This is a genomic window from Lentzea albidocapillata, from assembly GCF_000719115.1.
Lineage (GTDB): Bacteria > Actinomycetota > Actinomycetes > Mycobacteriales > Pseudonocardiaceae > Lentzea > Lentzea albidocapillata.
In genome coordinates this window covers 126,263-150,463 of sequence record NZ_JOEA01000001.1, presented here as the reverse complement: position 1 = coordinate 150,463, position 24,201 = coordinate 126,263, and the positions used below count along the sequence as shown (strand labels likewise).

Genomic DNA, 24,201 nt, shown 5'->3' with positions numbered 1-24,201 from the left:
ACCGATATATCAGTGCGCTCGGGCGTCGGCCTTGGAGGCCGTCATCCGGAACTCCACGGTGGCTTGGAGATCGGCTGTGCCGAGCGCCTCCCGAAGCCTGGGCAGGCCCTCGTCGTCGATGCGGCGGCGGATCCCCCGCAGATCGGCGTCGCCGTGGGCGCGGACGACGAGGGCCAGGCGCGGGGCGGTGTGCGGACCGGTCAGCACGGCCTCGACCTTGCGCACACCGGGGTAGGCGGTGATCTCTTCGGCGAACGGCGCGGCGGCCGTCGACGTGGTGATGCGGGTGGCGCCGGCCTCGTCGGCCCAGCGCCAGGTCGCGACCTTGCGGCGCGGGATCTGGGCGACGAGCCAGCGCAGGCACACGAGCGCGACGACGACCGCGGCGGCCGCGACCACCCACAGCACCCACGCCGGTGGCAAAGCCGTGCCGGGTAGCAACTCGGCGTTCCGGTCCATCTGGGGCACGCGACCCAGGTGGACGGCGATCGCGGAACCACCCGCGACCAGCAGGACGAAGCCCAGCAGGCCCAGCAAGATCCGGTTCATGACGTGCTCCTGGGGGCCTTGACCCGCACCACGACCTGCGGCGGCCGGGCGAGGGCGAACTCGCCGACACGGTTTTCCAGCGCGGTGCGGACGGTGTCACCGAGACCCTCGACCACGGCGCGCCGGGTGCGCACGACCGCGCGGACCCGGCGGCGGCGCACCTTCACCGCTGCGGACTCGACGCCGTCCACCTGGGCGGCGGACCGCAGAGCGTTGCGCAGGCCGCGCACCGACACGGCGGTGTGCTCGTCCAGTGCCGCGGTCCGTGCCTTTCCGGGCACCACCGCGACGAGGAGCAGCAGCAGTCCGATGGCCACGATGACCCCACCCGCCACGGCCACCTCCCGCGCGGACCACGTCGTGTCGTGCAACGAGCCGACGAGGGAGTCGTAGGGCAGCAACGGTCGTTCGCCGAGCGTGAGCTGGATCGCGCACACCGCGACCAGCGCCGACGCGGCCAGCAGGACGAGCGCCGTGAGCGTGGCGGGCAGGGCCCGGCGGGAGCGGCGGGTCACCGGACCCTCCGCACCGGAACCGCGTCCGCACGCAGCACGCCGACCGACACGTCCACCACGGAGACCTGCAGGCCGGTGAGCGCGGCCACCCGTGCGACCAGGTGTGCACGCACACGAGCGGCGGTCGACGCGACCGGCGCCGGGTAACGCAGGTCGAGGCGCGCGTCGAGCGTCACCACTCCCCCGATCACCCTCGCGGTGACGGCGCAGTCGAGCACGTCCGGCACCTCCATGGCGGCACGCCCGGCGATGCGGCCCACCGCGCGGTCCGCGACGGTGGTCAATCCTGGCTGTGCGGTGAGCGTCATCGTCAGTCCCGATCCCTGCCCAGCAACTGTGCGAGGTCGAGCTTGCCCTCGGCGACCCGGCCCGCGATCAGGCCGAGCGCGCCGAAGACGAGCACGAGCAGGAACGCGGTGAAGCCCCCGAACGCGGCGGCCAGGCCGAGCGTGAGCCCGGTCAGCAGGCCCAGTGCGGTGGTGCTCATGGCGTTTCCTCTCACTGCACGCGAGCGGTCTCGGGCTCTTCGCCCTCGGCGTCGCTCGGGATGTGCACGTCGTTGACGTTGATGTTGACCTCGACGACCTCAAGACCGGTGATCTGCTCGATCGCGGTGATCACGTTGGTGCGCACGGACTTCGCGAGGTCCGCGATCGGCACGCCGTACTCGACCACAAGCTCCAGGTCGACGGCGGCCTGCTTCTCGCCGACCTCGACCGACACGCCCTGGCCCGCGCTCGCGGTGGCACCGGGGATGCGATCGCGCAACGCGCTCAGCGCACGGGTCGCGCCGCCGCCCAGCGCGTGCACGCCACGGATCTCCCGCGCCGCGAGGCCCGCGACCTTCTGCACCACGACGTCCGCGATGGTGGTGGATCCCTTGTCGGTCGCCAGCTTCCCGCCCGCGACACCGATCTTCTCCACAGTCTGCGTGCTCATCGCAATTCCTTCCTTCGAGGCGTTCACACCAGATGGACATCGGCCGCGGCCGAAACGTCACGACCCGATCAGGTGATCGAGAGCACGTTTGTCCACATCGGTCACGACGATGCGCACGACAGCGCTTTCCCATTGCGTGCCAAGGAGAACGGACCGCAGTGCCGCACCCGCCTCCGCCAGTGCCAGCGGAAGCCGGGTGGCGACGACCCGGACGCACACCAGGTCGTCCTCGACGTCGACGGCCAGCGTGTCGACGTCCCAGGAGATCCAGGAACGCGCGGGCTCGGGCACCGACGGCCGCAGTCCGTCGACCTTCTCCAGTGCCTTCAACAACTCCGTCACGATCACCATGCGACGTCCACCACCGTGACCACGACGGACTCCACCGCGACACCGGTCAGTTCCGGCACGAGCGCGCGCACCGACCGTTGCACGGCGCGGGCCACGGCCGCGGCCTGGTCCTGGCCCGAGATCACCACGTCCACCTCCAGCAGCGCGACGGCACCGGACCACCGCACCCGCACGCCTTCCACCGGCGCCGGCTGCAACCCCTTGATCTGCTGCCGCGCCGAACGCACCACCGAACTGACCAGGCCCGCCACGCCAGGCTGCACCCGCACGCCCGCGACCCTCTCGGCCGCGTGCACCGCGACCGCCGCCACCGCCGGAGCGGACACGACTGTTTCGATCACTCGCTCATCCTTCGAGAACGTCGGCCACGACGAGGTCCAGGCGGGCGAGCCGCACACCGATCCGCGCGGAGGCCGCCGCCAGCACCCGGCGCCGCACCTCGTCGTACGCCTGGTGCGTGACAAGCCCCGCGGTGATCGCGATGCTCAGTTCGACCTCGATCACCGGATCCGACACGGTCGACTCCGGCGCTTCCTCGACACGGCATGCGCGCGCTCGCACGCCGTCCACGCCGTCCGCCGCGTACCGCAGCACCGCCGCGACGGCGCGCGTGCTGATCCGGGCCAGGCCGTCACCGGGCAACGGCACGACATCGGACCGCCGTACATCGGCGCGTACTGCCGACATCACACGGCTGACCAGGTCGAATGGTGGCTCGACCTCTTCGCGGACCAGTTCGTCGGTGGCCGCGCGCAACACCAGAAGACTCTCTCTCACGGCCGCACAGTGCGGACACGAGCGCGTGTGCTCGTCCGAGAGGTCGATCGCCTCCCAGACTTCTTCGACGTCCCGCCCGCACGGCAGGACGTAGTCGGACGTCACCGCCACGGCGCCATCACCTCCGCGAGTTGTGCCCGTGCCCGCGCGAGCCTGCCGCGCACCGACTGCTGGGTCGTGCCGATCGCCTCGGCGATCTCGTCGTAGGACCGGCCGTGGACCTCACGCAACACCCAGCACGCCCGCTGTTCCGGTGTGAGACCGCGCAGTGCGGCTTGCAGCGCGTCGAGCTGCGCGTTCACCTCAACCGCACGTTCGGGCCGGGTGCGCGGTGCCGCCGACTCCTGCTCGTCGAGCTCGGTGTCGGCGTGCGGCTTGCGCTTGCGCAGCACGTTCAGGCACTGGTTGGTGGTCGTGCGGTAGAGCCAGCCGAGGAACGCCCCGTCGTCGTTGAGCTGCCCGAGCCGCCTCCACGCGGTCAGGAACACGTCCTGCACCGCGTCCTCGGCGTCACCCCTGCTGCCCACGATGCGCAACGCCAGCCGGTACATCGGCCCCTGGTAACGACGGACAAGCTGCTCATAGGCACGCATGTCACCGTCACGAGACCTTGCCACCAGCGTGGCATCGTCGAGTGCGGCCGCCTCAGCCACGCCCATGCGCACACCCCCGCCCGAATCTCTTCCGTCGCCTGATGGACACGTTCGATCGCGGAACGTCACGCGGTTCCCTGATTTCCCGCCCGTGATCACACTCACCCGGTTTTCACCCGACAGTGGCGTGACGAAGGTGGGGCGGCGGGTATCGAACAGGCGTCAGGACGAACTCGAGCTCAGGAGGACGCGATGTCGCTGTCGGACAAGATCGGCAACAAGGCGGAAGATCTCGGCGGCAAGGCCAAGGAGACCGCGGGTGAGGTCACCGGCGACGAGCAGCTCGCCGGCGAGGGCCGCGCGGATCAGGCGAAGGCGGCCGTGAAGGACGGCGTGGAGAAGGTGAAGGACGCTGTCGGCGGAGTCGTCGACAGCGTCGCGAAGCACCTCAAGAAGTGAAGCGGACCTCACTCGCGACGACGCCGTCGAGCTCGCGCACGAAGTCGGCGCCGAACGCGCTGGACGGCGTGTGCGAGCCGGGCACCACGCCGTCGATCTTCGCGATGGCGCGGAGCACGGAGTCCGCGGTGAGGCTGTAGGCGTTCGGTGTGGTGATCGCGCATTCGACCTTCGTCTGCGCGTCCCACGCCTCGCCGAACACCTCGGCCCTGGTGTTCGCGCGCTTGCGTTCGTCAGGGCCCTTGACCTTGCCGGCGACGGTCTTCGCCACGTTCTGCACGAGCGATGTCCGCAGCACGGGCGCGAACACCTGCTGCAACTGACCGAGCAGGCCCGGCACGGTGGTGAACGTGGTGATGTTCGGGATGCCGGTCGAGCGGTAGGCGGTGCTCACATCGCCCCACGGGATGCTGCCGACCTCGCGCGGCCCCGACCGGAAGTACGCGGTGCGCCTGCGGTGGCTGATGCGGACGCTCCTCAGTTCGCCGTTCACCCGGATCCGCCCGCCCACCGCGGCGCCCTCGACGGACGTCTTGGTCGTGCCCGCGCTCGCCCCTCCCCCGACGACGAACGCGAGGTCGAGGTGCGTGGCGGACGGCAGGGCGTTCTTCAGGATCGCGGCGAGGCAGTCCGTCGGCACGACGTCGAACCCCGCACCGGGCAACAGCACGATGCCCGCCTTGCGCGCGTCGTCGTCCCTCAGCCCGATGGACTCGAAGACGTCGATCTCACCGGTGATGTCGAGGTAGTGGGTGCGGGTCTTCAGGCAGGCGTCGACCATCGCGCCGGACGTGCGCGAGAACGGTCCCGCGCAGTGCACGACAGCGTCGACGTCCTCGAGGTTCGTCCGCGCCTGGTCCAGGCCGAACGCCCGGTGCTCCAGCCCGAGCGCGGCGGCGATCGGCTCGACCTTCTCGAGCGAGCGGCCGGCGAGGATCGGCCGCTCCCCGCGCTGGACCGCGAGCTCGGCGATGAGACGTCCGGTGTAGCCGTTGGCGCCGTAGACCATCCACGTCATGCCGCGACCTTACCGGCGAGTAGCCCGTCGGAAACCGACCAAAGAGCCGATCAGCAGCAACGCGCCGAGCCCGATCACCGGCAACCCCCACAGCAGCCGGCGGTGCCGCAGGTCGGCGCAGATGTCCACATAAGCCGGACCGGCCGCGGACGCCGCGGGTTCCTCGAACCCGATGCCCAGGCTGTTGCCGCACGGGATCAGTGCCCCGCTCGGCGCCTCGACGGCCAGCATCACGAACAGAATCGCACCCCCACCGAGCAAGAACGCGAGACCGACCACCACGGCGAAGGTGCGCACTGACATGAGCAAAAGTTACGTCTCAAATGGACTTTGGGATAGCCCTGGTCAGACGCATTGGGGTTGATCCCCTAATCCCCCACTAAACGCTCTCACACCCCTGGTTCCCACGATGCGGGCGAGAACGCGTAACGCTGCTCCACCCGGCCGGAACGCGGATGCGGCACAGGGTCGCCGACCTTGATCCACCCGAGGCGTTCGTAGAGCCGCACGCCCCGGACGTTGTCGACGTAGACCATCAACTCCGCCTTCTCGTATCCATTCCTGATCAACATTTCGGGCAGCGCCCGCAACAACGCCTCACCGACGCCCTTGCCCCACGCGTCGGGGTGCACGCCGACGTAGTTGACGAAGGCGGTGTTCGTCTCTTGTGGACCTCCGGCGAGGAAACCCACTGCCCGGCCACCTTCCTGGGCGAGCAGCAACAGCGAGGGCTCCTTCACGAGAGCGCTCCCCACCCCCGGCCGCGCCAGTTCGAGCGACGGAACCTCGTCGTAGCCGTCCCTCTCGGCGACCGCGTGGGCCCAGAGCAACGCGGCCGTGTCGACGTGCTCAGGTCCCCCTTGAATGATCTCCATGCCGGCCAGCCTGTCAGCGCCTGAGCACGACCGGTAGCGATTTGAGGCTGGCCATGATGTCGTTGTGCGTCACCTCGGGCCGCTCGCCGCCCGCGTAGGTGGTGCGCGGGAACCGGCTCGTCAGTTGCCACAGCACGGTTTCGGTCTCCAGGCGGGCGAGCGCCGAGCCGAGGCAGAAGTGCGGGCCGTGCCCGAACGTCGCGTGGCCGGTCGTCTCGCGGTCCAGCCGGTACTCGCCGGCCTTCTCGTGTGCCTGCGGGCAGCGTCCGGCGGCGCCGAGGTTGATCAGCAACAGCGTGTTCTCGGGGATGGTCGTGCCACCGATCTCGACCGGTTCGGTGGCGATGCGGTGCGTGGCGCTGCGGACAGGCGAGTTGTGCCGCAATGTCTCTTCCACAAGCCGTGGCACCAGTTCGGGATCTTCAGCGACCTTGTGCCACAGCCCGTTGTCCAACGCGTCGTGCACAACGTTCGCGATGAGGCCCGCCGACGTCTCATGACCGGCGACCACCAGCAAGAACGCCATCGCCATCAGTTCGTCGTGACTTAGATGGTCACCATCGTCGTCGGCAGCCGTGGCCAGCACACCGAACAGCGACCGCGGATCCAGACCGTTGCCGGTGAGCAGCGCGTGGAAGTAGCCACCAAGCTCGTCGCTCGCCGGCTGCGACACCTCGGGTTCCATCGACATCATCGTCTCGATCAACACGCGGACGTGCGCGCGATCTTCTGCCGGCAGCCCGAGGACCTCACCGATGATGTGCATGGGCATCGGCACGGCCAGCTCCGCGACGAGGTCGATCTCCTCGTTCTCGGGAAGCCCGGCGATCAGCTCCGCGCTGATCTCCTCGATGCGAGGCGCGAGCTGCTGCACCGCCTTGCCGTTGAACGCCTTCACCGCGAGCGCTCTGAGTCGAGCGTGCTGCGGGTTGTCGCTGTTGAGCATGCTCGGTCCGAACAACCCGGCAAGGTTCTCCTGCGTGCTCCCGCGTTCGGCGAGCTGCCGCTTGATCTCGCGTTGCAGCTTCGCGCTGTCCTTGGAGAGCCGCTGGTCGGTGAGCAACTGACGGGTCAGCTCCAGCCCCACCGTGACCACCTGCATCCTCACGCCGTTGGGCAACGTCACGGGATGCAGCGGACCTTCTTCGCGTGCGTCGTCCTCGATCCGGTGGTGGTCACGTGCGCGTAAGTCGCCGCCGGTCAACAGTTTCGACATGGCCGGTCTCCGCCTCCGTTTGGATTCGACTAAGACCGTTCTACCGGGCTACTGCAGCGCGTCCAACGCCCTGACCGTCTCGACGGAGGGCAACCGAGGCGGCTCCGCGGCGATGGCCTTCCGCCCGAGCACCCACTCGGGCAGGTGGTGCCGGAGCGCGGCCCGCCCTTGCGCCGTGATGTCGACGGGCGCGGCCATACCGTGGCCCACGCGCTGTTCCCAGGTGATCCAGTCCCGGAGCCGCATGATCTCCAGGTCGTCCGCGTCCCACTGCTTGGCGGGCCGGTGCTCCAGGTACCAGCTGGTGGCGCCGCGGTGCACGCCTCCCTGTTCCACCAGTGCGAGCAGCTTGACCTGCTCCTGCGTGACGGTGGTGGTGTCGGGCTTCGCGGCCTTGGCCTTGCGTCTCACAGGTTGGCGTCCTTTGGAGCTGGCGGGTCCAAACGTCCCCGACGAACTCGAACAAGGTACGGCACGACCCGGCGAAAGTGGCGCAGCCACTGAGCAGGGTCGGCCTGAGGCCGTGGGCGCGACAGGGTTCGAACCTGCGACCGCTCGGGTGTAAACCGAGTGCTCTTCCGCTGAGCTACACGCCCCAATCCCGGCGCCGCGAAGCGCAGGGGTACAGCTACATCATGCCTTGAGAGAGGCTACGGCCTTCTTCCAGCCGTCCTGATCGCGGGCCTCACCGGGCGCGTTCACCTCGGCGAAGCGCACGACGCCGGAGACGTCGACCAAAAACGTGCCCCGCAGCGCCATGCCCACGGCCTCGTTGAACACGCCGTAGGACTGCGCGACGGCTCCGTGCGGCCAGAAGTCGGACAGCAGCGGGAACTGGTAGCCCTCCTGGTTCGCCCACGCCTTCAGCGCGAACGGCGAGTCCACGGAGACGCCCAGCACCTGGACGTTCTCGTCCTCGTAGGTCGCCAGTTCGTCACGCAACCGGCAGAGCTCGCCCTGGCAGGTGCCGCTGAACGCGAACGGGTAGAACACCAGCAGCACGGCCTTTGCGCCACGGAACGACGACAACGCCACGGGCTGCTTGTTGTAGTCATTGAGCGTGAAGCCCGGGGCCTCCGAACCGACCTCGACCGCCATGAGACGAACCCCTCCGGTGCGACACAGGACCACGAGCGGGTGAGCGCCCGTGGTTCAACCCTATGTCAACGAGAGATCAGCGCTTGGCCTTGGCCGACTTCGGCCACACCAGGCGGATGCCCGCCCAGTCCTCGCCCACGCTGATGTTGGAGGTCTGCGACAGGCCGGCGGTCGGGACCGCTTCGGCGACGTCGCTCGGCTCCACGTGGCCGGGGCGGCCGGTCTTCGGGGTGAGAACCCAGATCACGCCGTCCTCGGCGAGCACACCGGTGGCTTCGAGCAGGGCGTCGACCAGGTCGCCGTCGTCCTCCCGCCACCAGAGCAGCACGACGCTCACCGTCTCGTCGGCATCCTCGTCGAGGAGGTCGCCCCCGCTCTGTTCCTCGACAGCGGCACGCAAGGCGTCGTCAACGTCCTCGTCCCAGCCGAGTTCTTGGACGACCATGCCCGATTCGATCCCGAGCTTCTCGGCGACGCCGATCTTGCCGGCGTCTTCCGCGGCGACCACGGTTTTCACTCCTCCAACTACGCAAGAGCGACAGCCCTAAGACTGCCGCCAGAGTCCGTTACTCCGGCTAGCGAACACTGTCAGCTACCTCCGGCGCAACTGTTGACCACGTGACACGCCGTAACAGGCACCCCTGTGAAGATCTCCGCACTGGCATGAGGCACGCTCTACATACCTCTTATCGCGCGCGCGTGAGCGACACGATCCAGAACTACCGACCGGTAGCCATGACGAAGTCGTCGCGCAAGGACAACGATAGGGGTGCGTGGCACGGTTTCCGGGCCAGCGCGAGTACCGCCAACGAAGCCGAGGAGACACCTTGAGCCCGCAGAACACCGGCCCCGAGCGGGTGCGTGTCATTCGTGACGGTCTGGCAGCGCACCTGCCGGACATCGACCCCGAAGAGACCTCGGAATGGCTCGAGTCGTTCGACGAGGTGCTCAAGGGCGGCGGTCAGCAGCGGGCTCGTTATCTGATGCTGCGTCTGCTCGAACGCGCTGGTGAGAACCACGTCGGCATGCCGTCGCTGATCAGCACCGACTACGTCAACACCATCCCCACCGAGCGGGAGCCGTGGTTCCCCGGTGACGAGGAGGTGGAGCGTCGTTACCGTGCGTGGATCCGCTGGAACGCCGCGATGACGGTGCACCGCGCGCAGCGGCCCGGCGTGGGTGTCGGTGGACACATTTCGACGTACGCGTCCAGCGCGTCGCTCTACGAGGTCGGCTTCAACCACTTCTTCCGCGGCAAGAACCACCCCGGTGGCGGCGACCAGATCTTCATCCAGGGGCACGCCTCGCCCGGCGTGTACGCCCGCGCGTTCCTCGAGGGCCGCCTGAGCGAGCACCAGCTCGACGGCTTCCGCCAGGAGTACTCGCACGCCGGTCCGGGTGGCGGCCTGCCGTCGTACCCGCATCCGCGCCTCATGCCGGACTTCTGGGAGTTCCCCACGGTCTCCATGGGCATCGGCCCGATGAACGCGATCTACCAGGCGAGGTTCAACCGCTACCTGCGTGACCGCGGCATCAAGGACACGTCCGACCAGCACGTGTGGGCGTTCCTCGGCGACGGCGAGATGGACGAGCCCGAGTCGCGCGGCCTGCTGCAGCTCGCGGCGAACGAGCAGCTCGACAACCTGACGTTCGTGGTCAACTGCAACCTGCAGCGCCTCGACGGCCCGGTGCGCGGCAACGGTAAGATCATTCAGGAGCTGGAGTCGTTCTTCCGGGGCGCCGGCTGGAACGTCATCAAGGTCGTCTGGGGCCGCGAGTGGGACGCGCTGCTGCACGCCGACCGTGACGGTGCTCTCGTCAACCTGATGAACAACACGCCCGACGGCGATTACCAGACGTACAAGGCGAACGACGGCGCGTACATCAAGGAGCACTTCTTCGGCCGCGACCCGCGGACGAAGGCGCTCGTCGACCCGATGACCGACGACGAGGTGTGGAACCTCAAGCGCGGTGGCCACGACTACCGCAAGGTCTACGCGGCCTACAAGGCGGCGACCGAGACCGTCGGCCAGCCGACCGTGATCCTCGCCAAGACGATCAAGGGCTACTCGCTCGGCAAGCACTTCGCGGCGCGCAACGCGACGCACCAGATGAAGAAGATGACCCTGGACGACCTCAAGGGCTTCCGGGACAGCCTGCGCATCCCGATCTCCGACGAGGTGCTCGAGAAGGACCCGTACCTGCCGCCGTACTACCACCCCGGGCAGGACAACCAGGAGATCCAGTACATGCTGGAGCGCCGCCGTCAGCTGGGTGGTTTCCTGCCGGAGCGCCGCACGAAGTCCAAGGCGCTGGTGCTGCCGGGCGACAAGGTCTACGACGGCATCAAGCGCGGCTCCGGCAAGCAGGAGGTCGCCACGACGATGGCGTTCGTCCGGCTCGTCCGCGACCTCGCGAAGGACCCGGAGATCGGCCCGCGCATCGTGCCGATCATCCCGGACGAGGCACGGACGTTCGGCATGGACTCCATGTTCCCGACGCAGAAGATCTACAACCCGAACGGCCAGGCGTACACCTCGGTGGACGCCAACCTGATGCTCGCCTACAAGGAGTCCGAGCAGGGCCAGATCCTGCACGAGGGCATCAACGAGGCGGGTTCCACGGCGTCGTTCACGGCGGTCGGCACGTCCTACGCCACGCAGGGCGAGCCGATGATCCCGATCTACATCTTCTACTCGATGTTCGGCTTCCAGCGCACGGGCGACGGCCTGTGGGCGGCGGCGGACCAGATGGCGCGCGGCTTCGTGCTGGGTGCCACCGCGGGCCGCACGACGCTGACCGGTGAGGGCCTTCAGCACGCCGACGGTCACTCGCTGCTGCTCGCGCACACGAACCCGGCCGTGATCTCGTACGACCCGGCGTGGTCCTTCGAGGTGGCGCACATCGTCAAGGACGGTCTGCGCAGGATGTACGGCGAGAACGCCGAGAACATCTTCTACTACATGACGGTCTACAACGAGCCGTACGTGCAGCCGGCCGAGCCGGAGGGCCTGGACGTGGAAGGCCTCCTGCGGGGCCTCTACAAGTACCAGGACGGCCCGCAGACCGGTGGTCCGCGTGCGCAGATCTTCGGCTCCGGTGTGGGCATCCCGTGGGCTCTCAAGGCGCAGAAGCTGCTGGCCGAAGAGTGGGGCGTATCGGCGGACGTGTGGTCCGCGACGTCGTACTCGGAGCTGCGCCGCGACGCCGTCGACACCGACCGCCACAACCTGCTGCACGTGGACGCCGAGCCGCGCGTGCCGTACGTGACGCAGGTGCTGAAGGACGTGCAGGGCCCGGTGATCGCGGTGTCCGACTGGGCGTCGGCGATCCCGGACCTGATCCGCCCGTACGTCCCGACCGACATGACGACCCTGGGCACGGACGGCTTCGGCTTCTCCGACACCCGCCCGGCCGCCCGCCGCCACTTCCTGGTGGACGCGGAGTCCGTCGTCGTCGCCACGCTGGCCGCCCTGGCCCGGCGCGGCGAGGTCGAGCAGTCCAAGGTCGTCGAGGCGGCTCGCAAGTACCGCATCAACGACGTGCAGGCCGCTGGGCCGTCGACGTCGGACGCTGGTCTGGCGTAGTCACCGCAGCCGCTCGAGACGCTGTAAGGCGATCTGAGGGGCCGTTCCGCCACCGCGCGGGACGGCCCCTCAGTCCGTTCGTTCCTGCATCCGAGTGATCCCGGAGCGCGAGTTCTGGCGCCCGTAGCACCTTTCAGCCCAGGGCGTACTCCGTGAACTGACCGCAGGCGGCGAACCCGAGGCGCCGGTAGACGGGTTCGCCGTCCGCGGACGCCTGCAGGACAGCGGTCCGGAAGCCCTCGGCACGCGCGACATGCAGCGCGGCGACCGTGACAGCGCTGCCGTAGCCGCGGCGACGGTCGGTGGCGAGCGTCGTGACGTTGTAGATGCCGGCGACTCCGGCATGCGGGAACACCTCGGCGGTGCAGACCGGCCGGCCCGCCACGTACCCGACGAGGTAGCAGGCTCGGCTGGTCATCGCGGGTACCGCCGCGGCGGCGTAGAACTCGCGGACCGTGGCGGCGGGCGGGTCCCAGTTCGCGGACAGCACCGCGGCGTAGTCAGCCAGCTGGTCCGGTGTGCGGACCGGCTGGATGTCGAGACCTTCGGCGTACGCCTCGGGCACCTTGCCGCCGAGGTCGAGCCACATGCCCGTCTCGGTCTCGGACGGGGTCAGGCCGGCGGCCGTCAGCACCTCGTCCAGGCCCGTCGAGCCGGGGCCGACCCGCCACGAGAACGGCCGTCCGGTCGCCGCGATCTCGCTCACGGTCCGCGCGACGCGTTCGGCGGCGTCGGTGACGAAGCGGGCCCTGGCGACGACGTTGAACGTGTCGTCCGGCAGGCCACTGTCCGCGATCAGCAGATCACTCGTCTCGGTGACGGTCGCGCCCGGCAGGTGACGGTGGAGATGGCAGGCGTGCTCGGCGAGGTTGATCTCCATCCGGGCCGGCAGGTCGTCGTTCATGCCGCCATCGGATCAGGTGCGGAGGGCGGCCGCGACCGATATATCAGTCCACCGATATACCAGTTGCCGTCGCCCCGACGGCCTTAGCAATGAGTCTTTTGCGGACGAAGTCCAAAGTCTCATTGCTAAGGCGCTGGTCAGAGCAACCGATATATCAGTTGGGTCAGCACTGGGCGACCGGTCGGGCGTGCAGGAGGGGGCCGTCGGCTCGGGCGTCCAGCAGCAAGGGGACCAGGGCGCGGGCCTCCTGCTTCAGCGGCACGATGCGGTCGCCGCCCCGGAGGTACTGGGACCTGACGCCGTGCAGGGCCAGTTCGTCCTGCACCTCGCGGTACTGGGCCCCGGTCAGCACGTAACCGCACGGCGGGGTGGTCACCACGTCCGAGGGATCCGGGGCCTGGTTGTCGGCGCCGCCGAAGTACACCGGGCCGGACCGGACCGCGCGGGAGGCAGCGTTGGCGGCTTCGATCGCCGAGCGGTTCGAGCCGACGAACGACTGCGTGCCGTCCAGCGCCTTCAGATGCGAGTCGACGCGGAAGAGCGGTGTGTTGTCGACGTTGGTCTCGAGCAGCAGGCCCATGCCGTGCTTCAACCCGCCCGTGTTGCGCAGGATGCGTTCCTGACCGTCGCCCGCGACCTGGCGGATGGGCTCGCCGGTCACCGGGTCGACGTAGATGCCGTACACGCCGGAGGTGCGCCCAGCGGCCTCGACGGACGGACGCACATAGGAGCGGGAGAGCGTCTCGGACAGGTCGTGCACGCCGTCAGCGACGTTGAGGTTGCGCGGCCACAGCCAGAGGACGTCCTTCACGTAGTAGGGCTCCGAAGGACCGAACTCGTGCAGGTCGTGGATGACATCGGGCTGCCAGTCGCGGATCACGGAGGCCATCGCGCGTGCCTCGGCGGTGCGGAGCAGCAGGTGGTCGCGGTTGATGTCGACGCCGGCGGAGTTGCCGCGGGTGTTCGCGACGCGGCCGTCCGGGTTGGCGTTCGGGACGAAGAGGTAGGTCACGCCGGACGAGCGCGGCAGGGAGCGCATGCGGATCAGGCACGCCTCGCGGCCGGCGGGTTCGTCGCCGTGCTGGGAGCAGATGTAAAGAACCACCGTGCGCGCGGAGCGGGAGCCCACGCGCACGAGCTGGATGGGACGGCCTTGGGCGGTCGTCCCGATCTCGGAAACAGGCAGGCCCGTGGCGCGCAGGTAGGCCTGTTCCTCGGACTCGGTGGTCCACTTGCCGGTGAGCTCGAATCCGGTTCGCGGCGCAGGCGCGGCGACGGCCGGAACGGCTGCCAGCGACGAGACAGCGGTCAGCAGAGCGATCAACAGTCCCCTCATAGAGGAGACTTTGCCTCCTGTGTCAACCGGCGGGCGGTGCGGTTCCAGTCGACGAAACCGTGGATGACCAGGCCCGCGAAGATCACGTAGACGAACGCGCTGAAGTACAGGCCCGACTGGATCTGCAGTGGCACGCCGACGGCGTCGACCACCAGCCACACCAGCCAGAACTCCACCAGGCCCAGGCCCTGCAACGCGAAGGCCAGGATCGTGCCGATGAAGATCGCGGCGTCCGGCCACGGCGCCCACGAGGCGTCCAGCGCGTCCAGCACCAGCGCGAACGCGACGGTGCCGACGACGAACGCACCGGCGATCGCGAGCCGTTCGCGCCGGGAACCCTTGCGCACCACCACGCCGAAGACCGGGTCACGGCGGCGCACCCACGCGTACCAGCCGTAGACGGCGATCGCACCGACGGCGACCTGCCTGGTGGCCAGGCCGCCCAGGTGCGCCGACAGGTAGACGGTGAAGAGCAGTGCGACCGAGACCAGCTGAACGGGCCAGGTCAAGAGTGAACGGCGCTGCGCCAGGAACACGACCGCGAGCGCCAGCACCTGCCCGGCCAGCTCTGTGTACGCGATCTTCTGACCGAAGATCGTCAGTCCCCACTCGTACCACACGGCTTGTTCCCCCGCGGTTCAGTCGCAGTACACCGGTGTTTCCTACGGTCCCACCATGTCATCTTCTTTAGCACTGGCGCTCGTGCCTTTGTTCCTCACCGCTCCCGCGACGCCCGTCATCACACCGACGGTCATCACGCAGACGTTCGAGGAGCCCGCCGACGCGGACGACCCTGCCATCTGGGTGAACCCGCGCAACACCGAACGCAGTGTGGTCCTGGGCACGCTGAAGGAAGGCGGCCTGGCGGCGTTCGACCTGAACGGCCGCACGATCGGCGTCTATCCGGCACCGCTGCCGCCGACGCCCGACGCGAAGCCCGGCCGCTTCAACAACGTCGATGTCCTCGGCGACCTGGCGTTCGTCAGCGACCGCGGCCGTGACCGCATCCGGGTGTTCCAAGTGGACGAACGCGGCGCGCGGGACGTCACGAACCCCGCCACCAAGCCGGTGTTCTCCAAGACCGAGCCCGAGGTCGACGACCAGCACACCGTCTACGGCCTGGCCGCCGGGCGCGTCGACGGCAAGGACGTCGTCGTCACCAGCCGCCGCAACGAGACCAGCATCGCGCTCCTCCAGGTCGTGAAGGGCGACCGGTACGACACCAGGAAGGTGTCCACTCTGGACCTTCCGAGCACCTTCACCCTGCCGGACGGCAGGAACTGGACCGTGTGCGGCGAGCCCGGCGAGGGCCCGCAGGTCGAGGGCATGGTGATCGACGAACGCACGAGCACCCTCTACGCCGCCCAGGAGGACGTCGGCATCTGGCGCATCCCGTTGCGTTCCAACGGCTTCGGCAAGCCGCAGCTCGTCGACAAGGTCCGCACGTGGGGCGCGCCGCAGAAGTACAACCCGGAGACCGAGGAGTGCGAGGCGGACGGCCCGAACCCCGGCTTCGGCGGCAAGTGGCTCGAAGCGGACGCCGAGGGCCTCGCGATCGCGGACGACGTGTTGCTCGCGTCCAGCCAGGGTGACTCGCGGTTCGTCGCCTACCGCACGTCGGACATGAAGCCGCTGCAGGACTTCAAGATCGCCGATGTCGAGCACTCCGACGGCGCCGACATCGTGCTGGGCAAGCTCAATCTGCTCGTCGTCCACGACGGAGAACGCCCGAACGGCACCGGATTCGCGTTCATCAGGTTCTAGTCTGTCCCGATGGGGACGCTCAGCCAGGACCAGCTCAACAGAGCACTGATCGAACGCCAGATGCTGCGCGAGCGCGCCGACATGAGCGCGCTCGCCACCATCGAGCACCTCTTCGGCATCCAGGCGCAGGAACCGAAATCGCCCTACGTCGGCCTCTGGACGCGCCTCCGGAACTTCCAGCCGAAAGAGCTCGAAGACCTCCTGACCAACCGCGAAGCCGTCCGCATGCTCCTGATGCGCGGCACGATCCACCTGGTCAGCGCACGGGACGCGCTCGGCCTGCGGCCCCACACCCAGCTCAAGCTCGACCGCGAACTGCAGAGCGGGCCGTTCGCCGCCCGCCTGAAGGGCCTCGACTTCGACGAGATCGCCGAGGCGGGCCGCAAGATCCTCGACGAGATTCCGCAGGGCACCGCCGACGCCGGCAGGCAGCTCAAGGACCGCTGGCCGGACCGCGAGCACACCGTCCTCGGCAACGCCCTGCGCAACAAGCTCGCCCTCGTCCAGCTCCCGCCGCGCGGCCTGTGGCACAGCAGCGGCAGGGCCGTCTGCACGACCGTCGAGAACTGGCTGGGCCAACCCCAGAACGCCATGGACAAGGAAGAGCTCGTCCTGCGCTACCTCGGGGCCTTCGGACCGGCCACCGTGATGGACGCCCAGCAGTGGTCCGGCCTCACCAGGCTCGCCGAGACGTTCGCGGCACTGCGCCCGCGGCTCGTGACGTTCCGCAACGAGGCGGGTAAGGAGCTCCTCGACCTCCCCGACGCCCCGCGCCCCGACCCGGAAACCCCTGTCCCGGTGCGGCTTCTGCCCGAGTTCGACAACATCCTGCTCGCCCACGCCGACCGCAGGAGGGTCATCGCGGACGACCGGCTCGGCGTCGTCATCGGCGGCAAGCCCACGGTCCTCGTCGACGGCTACGTCGTCGCCACCTGGTCCATCTCCAAGGAGCGCACCATCTCCGTCGACTACATCGACGCGCAACCGAGGAGCAGGCAGAAGGCGGTCGCCGAGGAGTGCGACCGCCTTCAGGACTGGATCAGGAAGAGCTAAGCGGCGACTTCGACGTGCGCGCCGTCACCGACGACCAGCCGGTGCTGGCGCGCGGAGCCGACGCGGGCCCGGCGCCCGATCAGCGACGTCTCGATCCCGGACACGTTGTGCACGGTGGCCTCGTTCAGCACGATCGAGTCGGCCAGCCCGGAATCGACGATCCGGCAGTCCGCGCCGATCGACGTGTACGGCCCGATGATCGACTCCTGGACCAGCGTCCCGGCACCGATGATCGCGGGCCCGACGATGCACGACCGCACCACGCGCGCACCCTCCTCGACCACGACGTCACCGATCAGCCGCGACTCGTCGTCGACGATGCCCTGGATGTCCGTCCGCAGCCCCATCAGCAGCTCGCGGTTGCACTCCAGCACGTCCTCGACCTTCCCGGTGTCCTTCCAGAACCCCGAGTACATCCGCGCCCGCACGTCACGTTCGTGCGTCACCAGCCACTGCAGCGCGTCGGTGATCTCGAACTCGCCGCGCCACGACGGTTCGATCGCGTCGACGGCGGCGTGGATCGCGGACGTGAAGAAGTAGACGCCGATCATCGCGAGATCGCTGCGCGGCTCCTGCGGGTGCTCGACCAACCGCGTCACGCGCGAGTTCTCGTCCACCTCCGCGACGCCGTACAGCCGCGGGTCCTCCACCTTGTCCACGAGCACCTGGGCGGACGGCCGCAGCCGCGCGAACTCGTCGGCGATCTGGCCGATGCCCTCGACGAGCACGTTGTCGCCCATGTACATCACGAAGTCGTCGTCACCCAGGAACGGCCGGGCGATCCGCACGCAGTGCGCCACGCCCAGAGCCACGTCCTGCTGGATGTAGGTGATGGAAACCCCGAGGTACGAGCCGTCGCCGAACAGCTCGGAGATCTCCTGCGCACCATCGCCGACGACGATGCCGATGTCGGTGATGCCGACGTCCCGCAGGTTCTCCACGACGTACTCGAGCACCGGCTTGTTCGCGATGGGGACGATCTGCCGAGGCAGCGAGTATCCGGCCGGGCGTACGCCCGCGGACAGCACAAGGGCTTTCATAGGTCCTCCACCGCGACGGAACAGTTCGGGTGGACACGAGGCTGCGTGCGGGCACTGGACCGGAGCTGGAGAACTGTCAGAACACGAAGAAGGGGCCCTGCACGAGATGTTCGCGCAGGGCCCCTTCTTACGAGGTAGGACTACTTTCCCAAAATCTACTTGTCAGACATCGGGGTGCCCGACGGAGGGGTCGCCATGTCACCCATCCGGCCGCCCACGCTCTGCGGCATCTCCTGCGACGCACGAGGCATCGGCGACTGGGTCTGCGCCTCCTCCTGCGCGCGGGTCAGCCAGCCCTCCCAGCGCGCCTGCATCGGGCGGACCAGGCCGCCACCCACACCGATGACGATCACGCCGGCGATGGTGGCGAGCACGGCGATCAGGACCGGCATGGTCACCGAGATCGCGATGCCCAGCTGGTTGAGCGCCGCGATGATGCCGAGCGCCATCACGAAGCCGTAGGTGATGTTGCCCATGAGCTTCGTGTACGAGCGCTGGCCCAGCGCACCGCTGACGAGACCCTTGAGCGCGGTGCCGATGGCCGACGCGACGATCACGAGAATGATCGCCACGACGATGCGCGGCAGGTACGCGATGACCTCGTTGAGCAGCGTGCTGACCGGATTCGAGGCGCCGAAGACGCCGAACGCCAGCTGCAGCGCGATGAGCAGCACGAAGTAGTACACGATCTTGGAGATCAGACCGGACGCGTCCATCGACGACTGCCGCATCGCGCCGTTGAGGCCCGACTTGTCGACGAGCTTCTCGAAGCCGACGCGCTTGAGGAGGAACTGAACACCCTTGGCGAGCGCCTTGGCGATGAACCAGCCGATGACCAGAACGACCAGGAAGCCGAGCAGCTTCGGCACGAACGTGGCGACCATCGCCCACGCCTGGCCCAGGCCCTCGGTGATTTGCGAGCCCACAGGCCCTCCTTGAACAAGTTGCGGTGAGTGAAGATCAGACGCGCTGATCGTTTCGTGGATCACACCGCTTCACAACTTCGACACTGCTACACGAAAGGGTGGCTGACGTGGATATTCGTCGCAATACAGTCCAGAGTGGAACTACCGGTGGGGACCGGGGAGAGGGAAGCGCCCGCCACGCTCTGTGGTGGGCGCTTCCACATTTCTAGGGCCTTGCGGAGAAGCCGCGGCCGTCCAGATAGGCCTGGATGCCCTCCGGTGACAACGTCGGCGCGGCGCCTCCCTGGCCGTCCTTCGGCACCTCGGGCCGGGGGTCGCCGGTGCACTCGGAACTGCTGCCGGGCAGCGCCCCGTCGACCAGGTACCGGTTGACCCTGTCGTCGACGCACTTGTTGCCACCGTTGTAGAGGCCGTGCTTGCCCTCGTCGGTGACGGTGATGAGGTTGTGCCCGAGCCGCTGCGCCATCGCCGGCCCGCTCGCGTACTGGGTCTGCGTGTCACCCTCGGACTGCACGACGACGCCGATCGGGTAGCCGTTGCGCCCGATCCTGACCGGCGGCTCCGGCGGCGTGAACGAGCGGAACGTACACGTCATGGGCGCGGCCCGCACGATGCCGAAGCCGTACGGGTAGCGCTCGCGGAACATCCGCATGTCCTCGTAGTAGTTGTGCAGGTCGGTCGGCCAGTCCGACTCGCAGGTGACGGTGTCGAAGACGCCCGACCGCAGTTCGTCCAGACCGGTCCTCGCGAGCACCTGCCCGGCCTTGGCGCCTTCGGCGTTCGCCGGCTTCTCCCCCGACCGCAGCTTGGTCACGATCGACGCCAGGTCCGACCACAGTGGACGGTAGCGGGCACCGACGCCCATCGCGCCGTCGAAGGAGGAGCGGTTGTGCTCACCTACCGGCGTCGCGTGCAGCTTCGCGGCGACCTTCTCGACCTCGGCCAGCACCTCGTCACGCGACTTGCCCAGCCCGAACTTCTCGTTGCGTTCCCCCACCCACGACGCCCACATCTCGACGTCCTTGCGGTAGGCGACGGCCTGCTGGCGGAACTGCTCGTGCCAGATCCACTCCGGGTGCACGGCCGAGTCGAGCACGCTGCGGTCGAGCCGGCTCGGGAACAACGTCCCGTACACCGCGCCCAGGTACGTGCCGTACGAGTAACCCAGGTAGTTGATCTTCTGCTCGCCCAGCACGGCGCGCACGACGTCCATGTCCCGCGCGGTGTTCGCGGTGCTGATGAACGGCCGGATCCCGCCACCGGACTTCTGGCAGGCCTCCTCGGCCTCGCGCGCCTCGGCCGCCCACTTGCCGAACTCGCTGTCCGCTGGCCGCGACTCCGGCGCGGCGATCGCGGGCGCGGTGCGGCAGTTCAGCGCCGTCGAACCGCCGACGCCACGCGGGTCGATGCCGATCACGTCGTGGACCTGGGCGAGTTCGGACTTCCCGAGGAACAGCGGCAGTCCGAGACCTGACCCACCGGGTCCACCCGGATTGGTGAACAGCACGCCACGCCGGCGATCGGCCGCCGCGGCCTTCTTGCGGCTGATCGTCAGGTTGATCCTGTCGCCGGCCGGTTTGGCGTAGTCGAGCGGCGCGATGAGCGTCGCGCATTCCAGCTCGGCGAGCTTTCCCTCGCACGGCGCCCATTTGACCGGCTGGGAGTGGAACTCGGCGAGTGGATCGGGCGGATCAGCGGAGGCGGTCGTGCTCGTGGTCAGCAGAGCGACGACCCCTAGGGCGAGTGCCGGGAACCTACGCAAGACGAAACCTCCGCGCCGGACGAACATGACCTCTGCTGCCCGAAGGTATGGCGGTTCAATCAGGTACATGGGTTCTGTCACCCATCCCGGTGATGTCCGTCCGAACGCCTAAGCTGCGGGTATGACCAGCAGCAAGGCGAAGGAGGAGCACCCGCCGACGCTCTCCGCCCGCACCATGCGCAAGATCGAACGCGCATCGGGCTCGCTCGCGACCGCCAGCGTGGCCGAGATGGAGCGGCGCCTGCCGTGGTTCGCGCGGATGCCCGCCGACCAGCGTGCGAGCGTCCTGCTGCTGATCCAGAACGGTGTGGCCGGGTTCGTCGAGTGGCTGCACGACCGGCAGCAGGCGATCCGGCTGACCGCGGACGCGTTCCGCAGCGCCCCCAAGGACATCTCCCGCTGGGTCAGCCTGCGCCAGACCGTCGAGCTGGTCCGGATAGCGCTGGAGCTGTTCGAGGAGCAGATGCCGCTGATGGCGGCGAACGAGGCGGAGCGCGCGCTGCTGATGGAGGGCGTGCTGCGGTACGGGCGGGAGATCGCCTTCTCGGCCGCCACCTCCTACGCGGCGGCTGCCGAGGCGCGCGGTGCGTGGGACGCGCGGCTGGAAGCGCTGGTCGTGGACGGTGTCGTGCGTGGCGACCCGGAGGAGTCGTTGCTGTCCCGTGCCGCCGCGCTCGGGTGGGACCCGGCGCTGGAGGCGACGGTGCTGGTCGGCAAACCCGGCGGCGAGGACCCGCCCGCGATCGTCTACTCGGTGCGCAGCAAGGCGGCCCGTGCGGGCCGTCCGGTGCTGCTGTCCGTGCAGGGCTCACGGCTGGTGGTCGTGCTCGGCGGCCCGACGGAGACCGGCGAGGACGTCCTGGGCCGCATCTCCGAGGGGTTCGGCGAGGGCCCGGTCGTGGCAGGGCCGACCGTGGCCAGCCTCGCCGAGGCCCATCGCAGTGCGAGCGACGCGCTGAGCGGACTGCGTGCCGTGGTGGGCTGGCCCGCCGCCCCCCGTCCCGTCCGCTCGCTCGACCTGCTGCCGGAACGGGCGCTGGCCGGCGATCCGGAGGCCGAGTGGCAGCTCGTCGACAGGGTCGCCCGGCCGCTGGAGGACGCGGGCGGCGCGCTGCTGGAGACCGTGGACGCCTTCCTGGAGGTCGGTGGCGTGCTGGAGACGTGCGCGAAAAGGCTTTTCGTGCACCCGAACACGGTCAGATATCGCCTTCGGCGCGTTCAGGAAATGACGGGAAGAAATGCACATGACGCTCGAGACGCACTTGTGCTTCGCGTCGCATTGTCTGTAGGACGCCTAGCGCGCTCCCGTGGCCTGTGGTAGCGAGCAGCCTGTGACGGACTTCGCACACATCCGTTAGGGTGAGGGCCAAACGACCCTCCATCGCCCTGAGCTGGGCTTACGTCGCGGAGCGTTCACCTGACCGACACTTTTGTAGGGTCTCTACAAATACGATCGCAGTACTTCGTTCTTCACAGCATGGGGTAGCGGTGGGTTCACCAGCTTTAGTAATCGACGTGATCGCACTCCTCGCGCCCGGACAAGGGTCCCAGACGCCCGGCATGCTCGCCCCCTGGCTCGAACTGGAGGGGGCCGAGAAGCAGGTGCGCACGTGGTCCGAGATCACGGGCCTGGACCTGGTGCGTCTCGGCACCACCGCGGAGGCCGACGAGATCGTCGACACCGCGATCACCCAGCCACTCGTCGTGGCTCTCGCCGTGCTCGCGTTCAGTGAGCTGCGCCGCCGCGTCGAACTGCCCTCCGCCGTGATCGTCGGCGGTCACTCGGTCGGCGAACTCGCCGCCGCCGCGGTCGCGGGCGTCATCAGCGCCGACGACGCCGTCGCGCTGGCCGCCGTGCGCGGTGCCGCGATGGCTCAGGCGTGTGCCCTGGAGCCGACCGGCATGGCCGCGGTGCTCGGCGGCGACGAGCCGGAGGTGCTCGCCCGCCTGGAGGAACTCGGCCTCGTGCCCGCCAACCGCAACGGCGCGGGCCAGATCGTCGCGGCCGGTCCGCACCCCGCGCTCGACGAGCTCGCGGCGAACCCGCCGGGCCCGGCGAAGATCCGCAAGCTGGCGGTCGCGGGCGCGTTCCACACCAAGTACATGGCGCCTGCGGAAGACGCGGTGCGCGCGCGTGCCGCCGAAGTCACCACGCACGACCCGTCGCTGCCGCTGGTGTCCAACAAGGACGGTCAGGTCGTCACCGAGGGCGCCGAGGTGCTGCGGCGCCTGGTCTCCCAGGTCACGAGCCCCGTTCGCTGGGACCTCTGCCAGGCCACCTTCGTCGAGAAGGGCATCGCCGGTTCGATCGAGCTGCCGCCCGCCGGCGTGCTGACGGGTCTCGCCAAGCGTGCGATGAAGGGCACCGCGACCCTCGCCCTGAAGACGCCCGACCAGCTGGAGAAGGTCACGGAGCTCTTCGATACCGCTGGAGCCACTCAGTGACGACCTTCCGGGCCCCACAGGCAGTCGCGGGTAGCCGCATCCTCGGTCTCGGCAGCTATCAGCCCGAGACCGTGGTGAGCAATCACGACCTCGCCCAGCGCATGGACACCTCGGACGAGTGGATCCGCGAGCGGGTCGGCATCGTCAACCGGCGGGTGGCGGCGAAGGACGAGGGCGTCGTCGACATGTCCGTCATCGCGGGCACCAAGGCGATCGAGGACGCGGGCCTCACGCCCGCCGACATCGGCGGCGTGATCGTGGCGACGTGCACCATGCCGTCGACCATCCCGAACGCCGCAGCCCAGGTCGCCACCAGGATCGGCATCCAGGCCGCGGCCGCGTTCGACCTGAACGCCGCGTGCGCGGGCTTCTGCTACGCCGTCGCGACCGCGGCGGACATCGTCCGCGGCGGCTCGGTGCGCAACTTCCTCGTCATCGGCGCGGAGAAGCTCACCGACTGGACCCATCAGGACGACCGCTCGACCGCGATCATCTTCGCGGACGGCGCGGGCGCCGTCGTAGTCGGCGCCGGCGACACGAACGAGATCGGCCCCGTCGCCTGGGGCTCGGACGGCTCGATGTCCGAGGTCATCAGGATCGACGACCGCGACTCGTTCATCCACCAGGAAGGCCAGGCGGTCTTCCGGTGGGCGACCACGCAGGTCGCACCGGTAGCGATCCGCGCAGCCGAACTCGCAGGGGTCGAACTGTCCGATGTGGACGTTTTCGCCCCGCACCAGGCGAACCTCAGGATCATCGAGGCGATCGCCAAGCGCCTGCGCAAGAATGGTGCGCGCGAGGACCTGAAGGTCGCTCGAGACATCGTCGAATCCGGCAACACCTCCTCGGCCTCGATCCCCATGGCGCTGGACCACATGCGGTCGGCGGGCGAGATCTCCTCCGGAGACGTGGTGCTGATGGTCGGTTTCGGCGCGGGCCTGTCCTATGCGGGGCAGGTGGTCCGGTGCCCATGAGTACCACCCCAAGTTTTTCC

General features: G+C 68.8%; 29 protein-coding genes and 1 tRNA gene. 7 read left to right on the top strand and 23 right to left on the bottom strand.

What is annotated here, in order from left to right; translation table 11 throughout:
- Window positions 1-9 precede the first annotated feature (9 nt).
- Genes IG04_RS0100850 through IG04_RS0100810 form a run of 9 tightly spaced genes read right to left on the bottom strand, consistent with a single transcriptional unit; the run spans window position 10 to window position 3,790 of the window.
- Window positions 10-549: a hypothetical protein gene (locus IG04_RS0100850; RefSeq protein ID WP_030474536.1), complete on the bottom strand. Its 540-nt coding sequence runs from the start codon at window positions 547-549 to the stop codon at window positions 10-12.
- On the bottom strand, window positions 546-1,064 hold the full coding sequence (locus IG04_RS0100845) for a DUF6286 domain-containing protein (protein ID WP_030474535.1): 519 nt from the start codon (window positions 1,062-1,064) through the stop codon (window positions 546-548). Before IG04_RS0100845 ends, IG04_RS0100850 begins: the two co-directional genes overlap by 4 nt.
- Complete coding sequence (locus IG04_RS0100840) at window positions 1,061-1,372, bottom strand: Asp23/Gls24 family envelope stress response protein (RefSeq protein WP_030474534.1); 312 nt, start codon at window positions 1,370-1,372, stop codon at window positions 1,061-1,063. Before IG04_RS0100840 ends, IG04_RS0100845 begins: the two co-directional genes overlap by 4 nt.
- A gap of 2 nt (window positions 1,373-1,374) precedes the next feature.
- The gene (locus IG04_RS47060) at window positions 1,375-1,551 is read right to left on the bottom strand and encodes a hypothetical protein (protein ID WP_030474533.1); all 177 of its coding nucleotides are present in this window, start codon (window positions 1,549-1,551) and stop codon (window positions 1,375-1,377) included.
- Window positions 1,552-1,562: 11 nt separating this feature from the next.
- Window positions 1,563-2,003, bottom strand: a complete 441-nt coding sequence (locus IG04_RS0100830) for an Asp23/Gls24 family envelope stress response protein (protein ID WP_051768590.1) — start codon at window positions 2,001-2,003, stop codon at window positions 1,563-1,565.
- A gap of 57 nt (window positions 2,004-2,060) precedes the next feature.
- On the bottom strand, window positions 2,061-2,345 hold the full coding sequence (locus IG04_RS0100825; protein ID WP_245816392.1) for a hypothetical protein: 285 nt from the start codon (window positions 2,343-2,345) through the stop codon (window positions 2,061-2,063).
- A gap of 2 nt (window positions 2,346-2,347) precedes the next feature.
- On the bottom strand, window positions 2,348-2,695 hold the full coding sequence (locus IG04_RS0100820; RefSeq protein ID WP_030474530.1) for an Asp23/Gls24 family envelope stress response protein: 348 nt from the start codon (window positions 2,693-2,695) through the stop codon (window positions 2,348-2,350).
- A 4-nt stretch (window positions 2,696-2,699) separates the two neighbouring features.
- Window positions 2,700-3,242 carry an anti-sigma factor gene (locus IG04_RS0100815; RefSeq protein WP_030474529.1) on the bottom strand — a complete coding sequence of 181 codons (543 nt, stop codon included), beginning with the start codon at window positions 3,240-3,242 and terminating at the stop codon, window positions 2,700-2,702.
- A complete protein-coding gene (locus IG04_RS0100810) occupies window positions 3,233-3,790 on the bottom strand; it encodes an RNA polymerase sigma factor (RefSeq protein ID WP_030474528.1) in 558 nt (185 codons plus the stop codon). The genes IG04_RS0100815 and IG04_RS0100810 overlap by 10 nt, the downstream gene beginning before the upstream one ends.
- Window positions 3,791-3,976: 186 nt before the next feature.
- On the opposite strand from IG04_RS0100810, the gene IG04_RS0100805 reads away from it, so the two are divergent.
- Window positions 3,977-4,183, top strand: a complete 207-nt coding sequence (locus IG04_RS0100805; protein ID WP_030474527.1) for a CsbD family protein — start codon at window positions 3,977-3,979, stop codon at window positions 4,181-4,183.
- On the opposite strand, the gene IG04_RS0100800 is transcribed toward IG04_RS0100805, so the two are convergent.
- The 8 genes from IG04_RS0100800 to IG04_RS0100765 form a co-directional block, all read right to left on the bottom strand.
- Complete coding sequence (locus tag IG04_RS0100800; protein WP_030474526.1) at window positions 4,173-5,201, bottom strand: saccharopine dehydrogenase family protein; 1,029 nt, start codon at window positions 5,199-5,201, stop codon at window positions 4,173-4,175. The genes IG04_RS0100805 and IG04_RS0100800 overlap by 11 nt on opposite strands.
- Before the next feature lie 9 nt (window positions 5,202-5,210).
- Window positions 5,211-5,504: a hypothetical protein gene (locus IG04_RS0100795; protein WP_030474525.1), complete on the bottom strand. Its 294-nt coding sequence runs from the start codon at window positions 5,502-5,504 to the stop codon at window positions 5,211-5,213.
- Between the two features lie 86 nt (window positions 5,505-5,590).
- Window positions 5,591-6,076 carry a GNAT family N-acetyltransferase gene (locus IG04_RS43630; RefSeq protein ID WP_051768589.1) on the bottom strand — a complete coding sequence of 162 codons (486 nt, stop codon included), beginning with the start codon at window positions 6,074-6,076 and terminating at the stop codon, window positions 5,591-5,593.
- Between the two features lie 13 nt (window positions 6,077-6,089).
- Window positions 6,090-7,292 (bottom strand): cytochrome P450, encoded by a 1,203-nt coding sequence (locus tag IG04_RS43625; protein WP_051768587.1) that lies wholly within the window; start codon window positions 7,290-7,292, stop codon window positions 6,090-6,092.
- A 48-nt stretch (window positions 7,293-7,340) separates the two neighbouring features.
- Window positions 7,341-7,703, bottom strand: coding sequence for a hypothetical protein (locus IG04_RS0100780; protein WP_030474522.1), 363 nt, complete (start codon window positions 7,701-7,703; stop codon window positions 7,341-7,343).
- Window positions 7,704-7,816: 113 nt separating this feature from the next.
- A tRNA-Val gene (locus IG04_RS0100775) sits at window positions 7,817-7,888 on the bottom strand.
- 37 nt (window positions 7,889-7,925) lie between these two features.
- Window positions 7,926-8,390, bottom strand: coding sequence for a peroxiredoxin (locus IG04_RS0100770; protein ID WP_030474521.1), 465 nt, complete (start codon window positions 8,388-8,390; stop codon window positions 7,926-7,928).
- Between the two features lie 76 nt (window positions 8,391-8,466).
- Window positions 8,467-8,898, bottom strand: a complete 432-nt coding sequence (locus tag IG04_RS0100765; protein WP_030474520.1) for a DUF3052 domain-containing protein — start codon at window positions 8,896-8,898, stop codon at window positions 8,467-8,469.
- 319 nt (window positions 8,899-9,217) lie between these two features.
- Between IG04_RS0100765 and aceE the strand changes: the two genes are divergently transcribed.
- Window positions 9,218-11,977, top strand: a complete 2,760-nt coding sequence (gene aceE / locus IG04_RS0100760) for a pyruvate dehydrogenase (acetyl-transferring), homodimeric type (protein ID WP_030474519.1) — start codon at window positions 9,218-9,220, stop codon at window positions 11,975-11,977.
- A 133-nt stretch (window positions 11,978-12,110) separates the two neighbouring features.
- On the opposite strand, the gene IG04_RS0100755 is transcribed toward aceE, so the two are convergent.
- The 3 genes from IG04_RS0100755 to pnuC form a co-directional block, all read right to left on the bottom strand.
- The gene (locus IG04_RS0100755) at window positions 12,111-12,881 is read right to left on the bottom strand and encodes a GNAT family N-acetyltransferase (RefSeq protein ID WP_211257637.1); all 771 of its coding nucleotides are present in this window, start codon (window positions 12,879-12,881) and stop codon (window positions 12,111-12,113) included.
- A 163-nt stretch (window positions 12,882-13,044) separates the two neighbouring features.
- Complete coding sequence (locus IG04_RS0100750; protein ID WP_030474517.1) at window positions 13,045-14,217, bottom strand: M14 family zinc carboxypeptidase; 1,173 nt, start codon at window positions 14,215-14,217, stop codon at window positions 13,045-13,047.
- Window positions 14,214-14,837 carry a nicotinamide riboside transporter PnuC gene (pnuC, locus tag IG04_RS0100745; RefSeq protein ID WP_030474516.1) on the bottom strand — a complete coding sequence of 208 codons (624 nt, stop codon included), beginning with the start codon at window positions 14,835-14,837 and terminating at the stop codon, window positions 14,214-14,216. The genes IG04_RS0100750 and pnuC overlap by 4 nt, the downstream gene beginning before the upstream one ends.
- Before the next feature lie 55 nt (window positions 14,838-14,892).
- Between pnuC and IG04_RS0100740 the strand changes: the two genes are divergently transcribed.
- Together IG04_RS0100740 and IG04_RS0100735 are read left to right on the top strand one after the other, a co-directional pair.
- The gene (locus tag IG04_RS0100740) at window positions 14,893-15,981 is read left to right on the top strand and encodes a phytase (protein WP_030474515.1); all 1,089 of its coding nucleotides are present in this window, start codon (window positions 14,893-14,895) and stop codon (window positions 15,979-15,981) included.
- A 9-nt stretch (window positions 15,982-15,990) separates the two neighbouring features.
- On the top strand, window positions 15,991-17,034 hold the full coding sequence (locus IG04_RS0100735; RefSeq protein WP_030474514.1) for a winged helix DNA-binding domain-containing protein: 1,044 nt from the start codon (window positions 15,991-15,993) through the stop codon (window positions 17,032-17,034).
- Here the strand turns inward: IG04_RS0100735 and IG04_RS0100730 are convergent.
- The 3 genes from IG04_RS0100730 to IG04_RS0100720 form a co-directional block, all read right to left on the bottom strand.
- Window positions 17,031-18,074, bottom strand: a complete 1,044-nt coding sequence (locus IG04_RS0100730; RefSeq protein WP_030474513.1) for a glucose-1-phosphate thymidylyltransferase — start codon at window positions 18,072-18,074, stop codon at window positions 17,031-17,033. The two genes, IG04_RS0100735 and IG04_RS0100730, sit on opposite strands and share 4 nt — an antisense overlap.
- 155 nt (window positions 18,075-18,229) lie before the next feature.
- Window positions 18,230-19,000 carry a mechanosensitive ion channel family protein gene (locus IG04_RS0100725; RefSeq protein ID WP_036013169.1) on the bottom strand — a complete coding sequence of 257 codons (771 nt, stop codon included), beginning with the start codon at window positions 18,998-19,000 and terminating at the stop codon, window positions 18,230-18,232.
- Between the two features lie 205 nt (window positions 19,001-19,205).
- Entirely contained in the window at window positions 19,206-20,762 is a 1,557-nt protein-coding gene (locus tag IG04_RS0100720; protein ID WP_245816394.1) for an alpha/beta hydrolase, read from the bottom strand.
- A gap of 121 nt (window positions 20,763-20,883) precedes the next feature.
- Here IG04_RS0100720 and IG04_RS0100715 point away from each other — a divergent pair, with 121 nt between their 5' ends.
- The 3 genes from IG04_RS0100715 to IG04_RS0100705 all read left to right on the top strand — a co-directional run bounded on the left by IG04_RS0100715 (window position 20,884) and on the right by IG04_RS0100705 (window position 24,181).
- A complete protein-coding gene (locus IG04_RS0100715; protein WP_030474510.1) occupies window positions 20,884-22,083 on the top strand; it encodes a PucR family transcriptional regulator in 1,200 nt (399 codons plus the stop codon).
- Window positions 22,084-22,277: 194 nt separating this feature from the next.
- Window positions 22,278-23,207 (top strand): ACP S-malonyltransferase, encoded by a 930-nt coding sequence (locus IG04_RS0100710; RefSeq protein ID WP_084401753.1) that lies wholly within the window; start codon window positions 22,278-22,280, stop codon window positions 23,205-23,207.
- The gene (locus IG04_RS0100705) at window positions 23,204-24,181 is read left to right on the top strand and encodes a beta-ketoacyl-ACP synthase III (RefSeq protein WP_030474508.1); all 978 of its coding nucleotides are present in this window, start codon (window positions 23,204-23,206) and stop codon (window positions 24,179-24,181) included. The genes IG04_RS0100710 and IG04_RS0100705 overlap by 4 nt, the downstream gene beginning before the upstream one ends.
- Window positions 24,182-24,201: the final 20 nt, after the last annotated feature.

What these genes read in the sequence shown, in the direction of transcription:
- IG04_RS0100850 (WP_030474536.1), bottom strand. Translation starts at nt 549, where the DNA reads ATGAACCGGATCTTGCTGGGCCTGCTGGGCTTCGTCCTGCTGGTCGCG.
- IG04_RS0100840 (WP_030474534.1), bottom strand. Translation starts at nt 1,372, where the DNA reads ATGACGCTCACCGCACAGCCAGGATTGACCACCGTCGCGGACCGCGCG.
- IG04_RS47060 (WP_030474533.1), bottom strand. Translation starts at nt 1,551, where the DNA reads ATGAGCACCACCGCACTGGGCCTGCTGACCGGGCTCACGCTCGGCCTG.
- IG04_RS0100830 (WP_051768590.1), bottom strand. Translation starts at nt 2,003, where the DNA reads ATGAGCACGCAGACTGTGGAGAAGATCGGTGTCGCGGGCGGGAAGCTG.
- IG04_RS0100810 (WP_030474528.1), bottom strand. Translation starts at nt 3,790, where the DNA reads ATGGGCGTGGCTGAGGCGGCCGCACTCGACGATGCCACGCTGGTGGCA.
- IG04_RS0100805 (WP_030474527.1), top strand. Translation starts at nt 3,977, where the DNA reads ATGTCGCTGTCGGACAAGATCGGCAACAAGGCGGAAGATCTCGGCGGC.
- IG04_RS0100800 (WP_030474526.1), bottom strand. Translation starts at nt 5,201, where the DNA reads ATGACGTGGATGGTCTACGGCGCCAACGGCTACACCGGACGTCTCATC.
- IG04_RS0100795 (WP_030474525.1), bottom strand. Translation starts at nt 5,504, where the DNA reads ATGTCAGTGCGCACCTTCGCCGTGGTGGTCGGTCTCGCGTTCTTGCTC.
- IG04_RS43630 (WP_051768589.1), bottom strand. Translation starts at nt 6,076, where the DNA reads ATGGAGATCATTCAAGGGGGACCTGAGCACGTCGACACGGCCGCGTTG.
- IG04_RS43625 (WP_051768587.1), bottom strand. Translation starts at nt 7,292, where the DNA reads ATGTCGAAACTGTTGACCGGCGGCGACTTACGCGCACGTGACCACCAC.
- IG04_RS0100770 (WP_030474521.1), bottom strand. Translation starts at nt 8,390, where the DNA reads ATGGCGGTCGAGGTCGGTTCGGAGGCCCCGGGCTTCACGCTCAATGAC.
- IG04_RS0100755 (WP_211257637.1), bottom strand. Translation starts at nt 12,881, where the DNA reads ATGAACGACGACCTGCCGGCCCGGATGGAGATCAACCTCGCCGAGCAC.
- IG04_RS0100750 (WP_030474517.1), bottom strand. Translation starts at nt 14,217, where the DNA reads ATGAGGGGACTGTTGATCGCTCTGCTGACCGCTGTCTCGTCGCTGGCA.
- IG04_RS0100740 (WP_030474515.1), top strand. Translation starts at nt 14,893, where the DNA reads ATGTCATCTTCTTTAGCACTGGCGCTCGTGCCTTTGTTCCTCACCGCT.
- IG04_RS0100735 (WP_030474514.1), top strand. Translation starts at nt 15,991, where the DNA reads ATGGGGACGCTCAGCCAGGACCAGCTCAACAGAGCACTGATCGAACGC.
- IG04_RS0100730 (WP_030474513.1), bottom strand. Translation starts at nt 18,074, where the DNA reads ATGAAAGCCCTTGTGCTGTCCGCGGGCGTACGCCCGGCCGGATACTCG.
- IG04_RS0100715 (WP_030474510.1), top strand. Translation starts at nt 20,884, where the DNA reads ATGACCAGCAGCAAGGCGAAGGAGGAGCACCCGCCGACGCTCTCCGCC.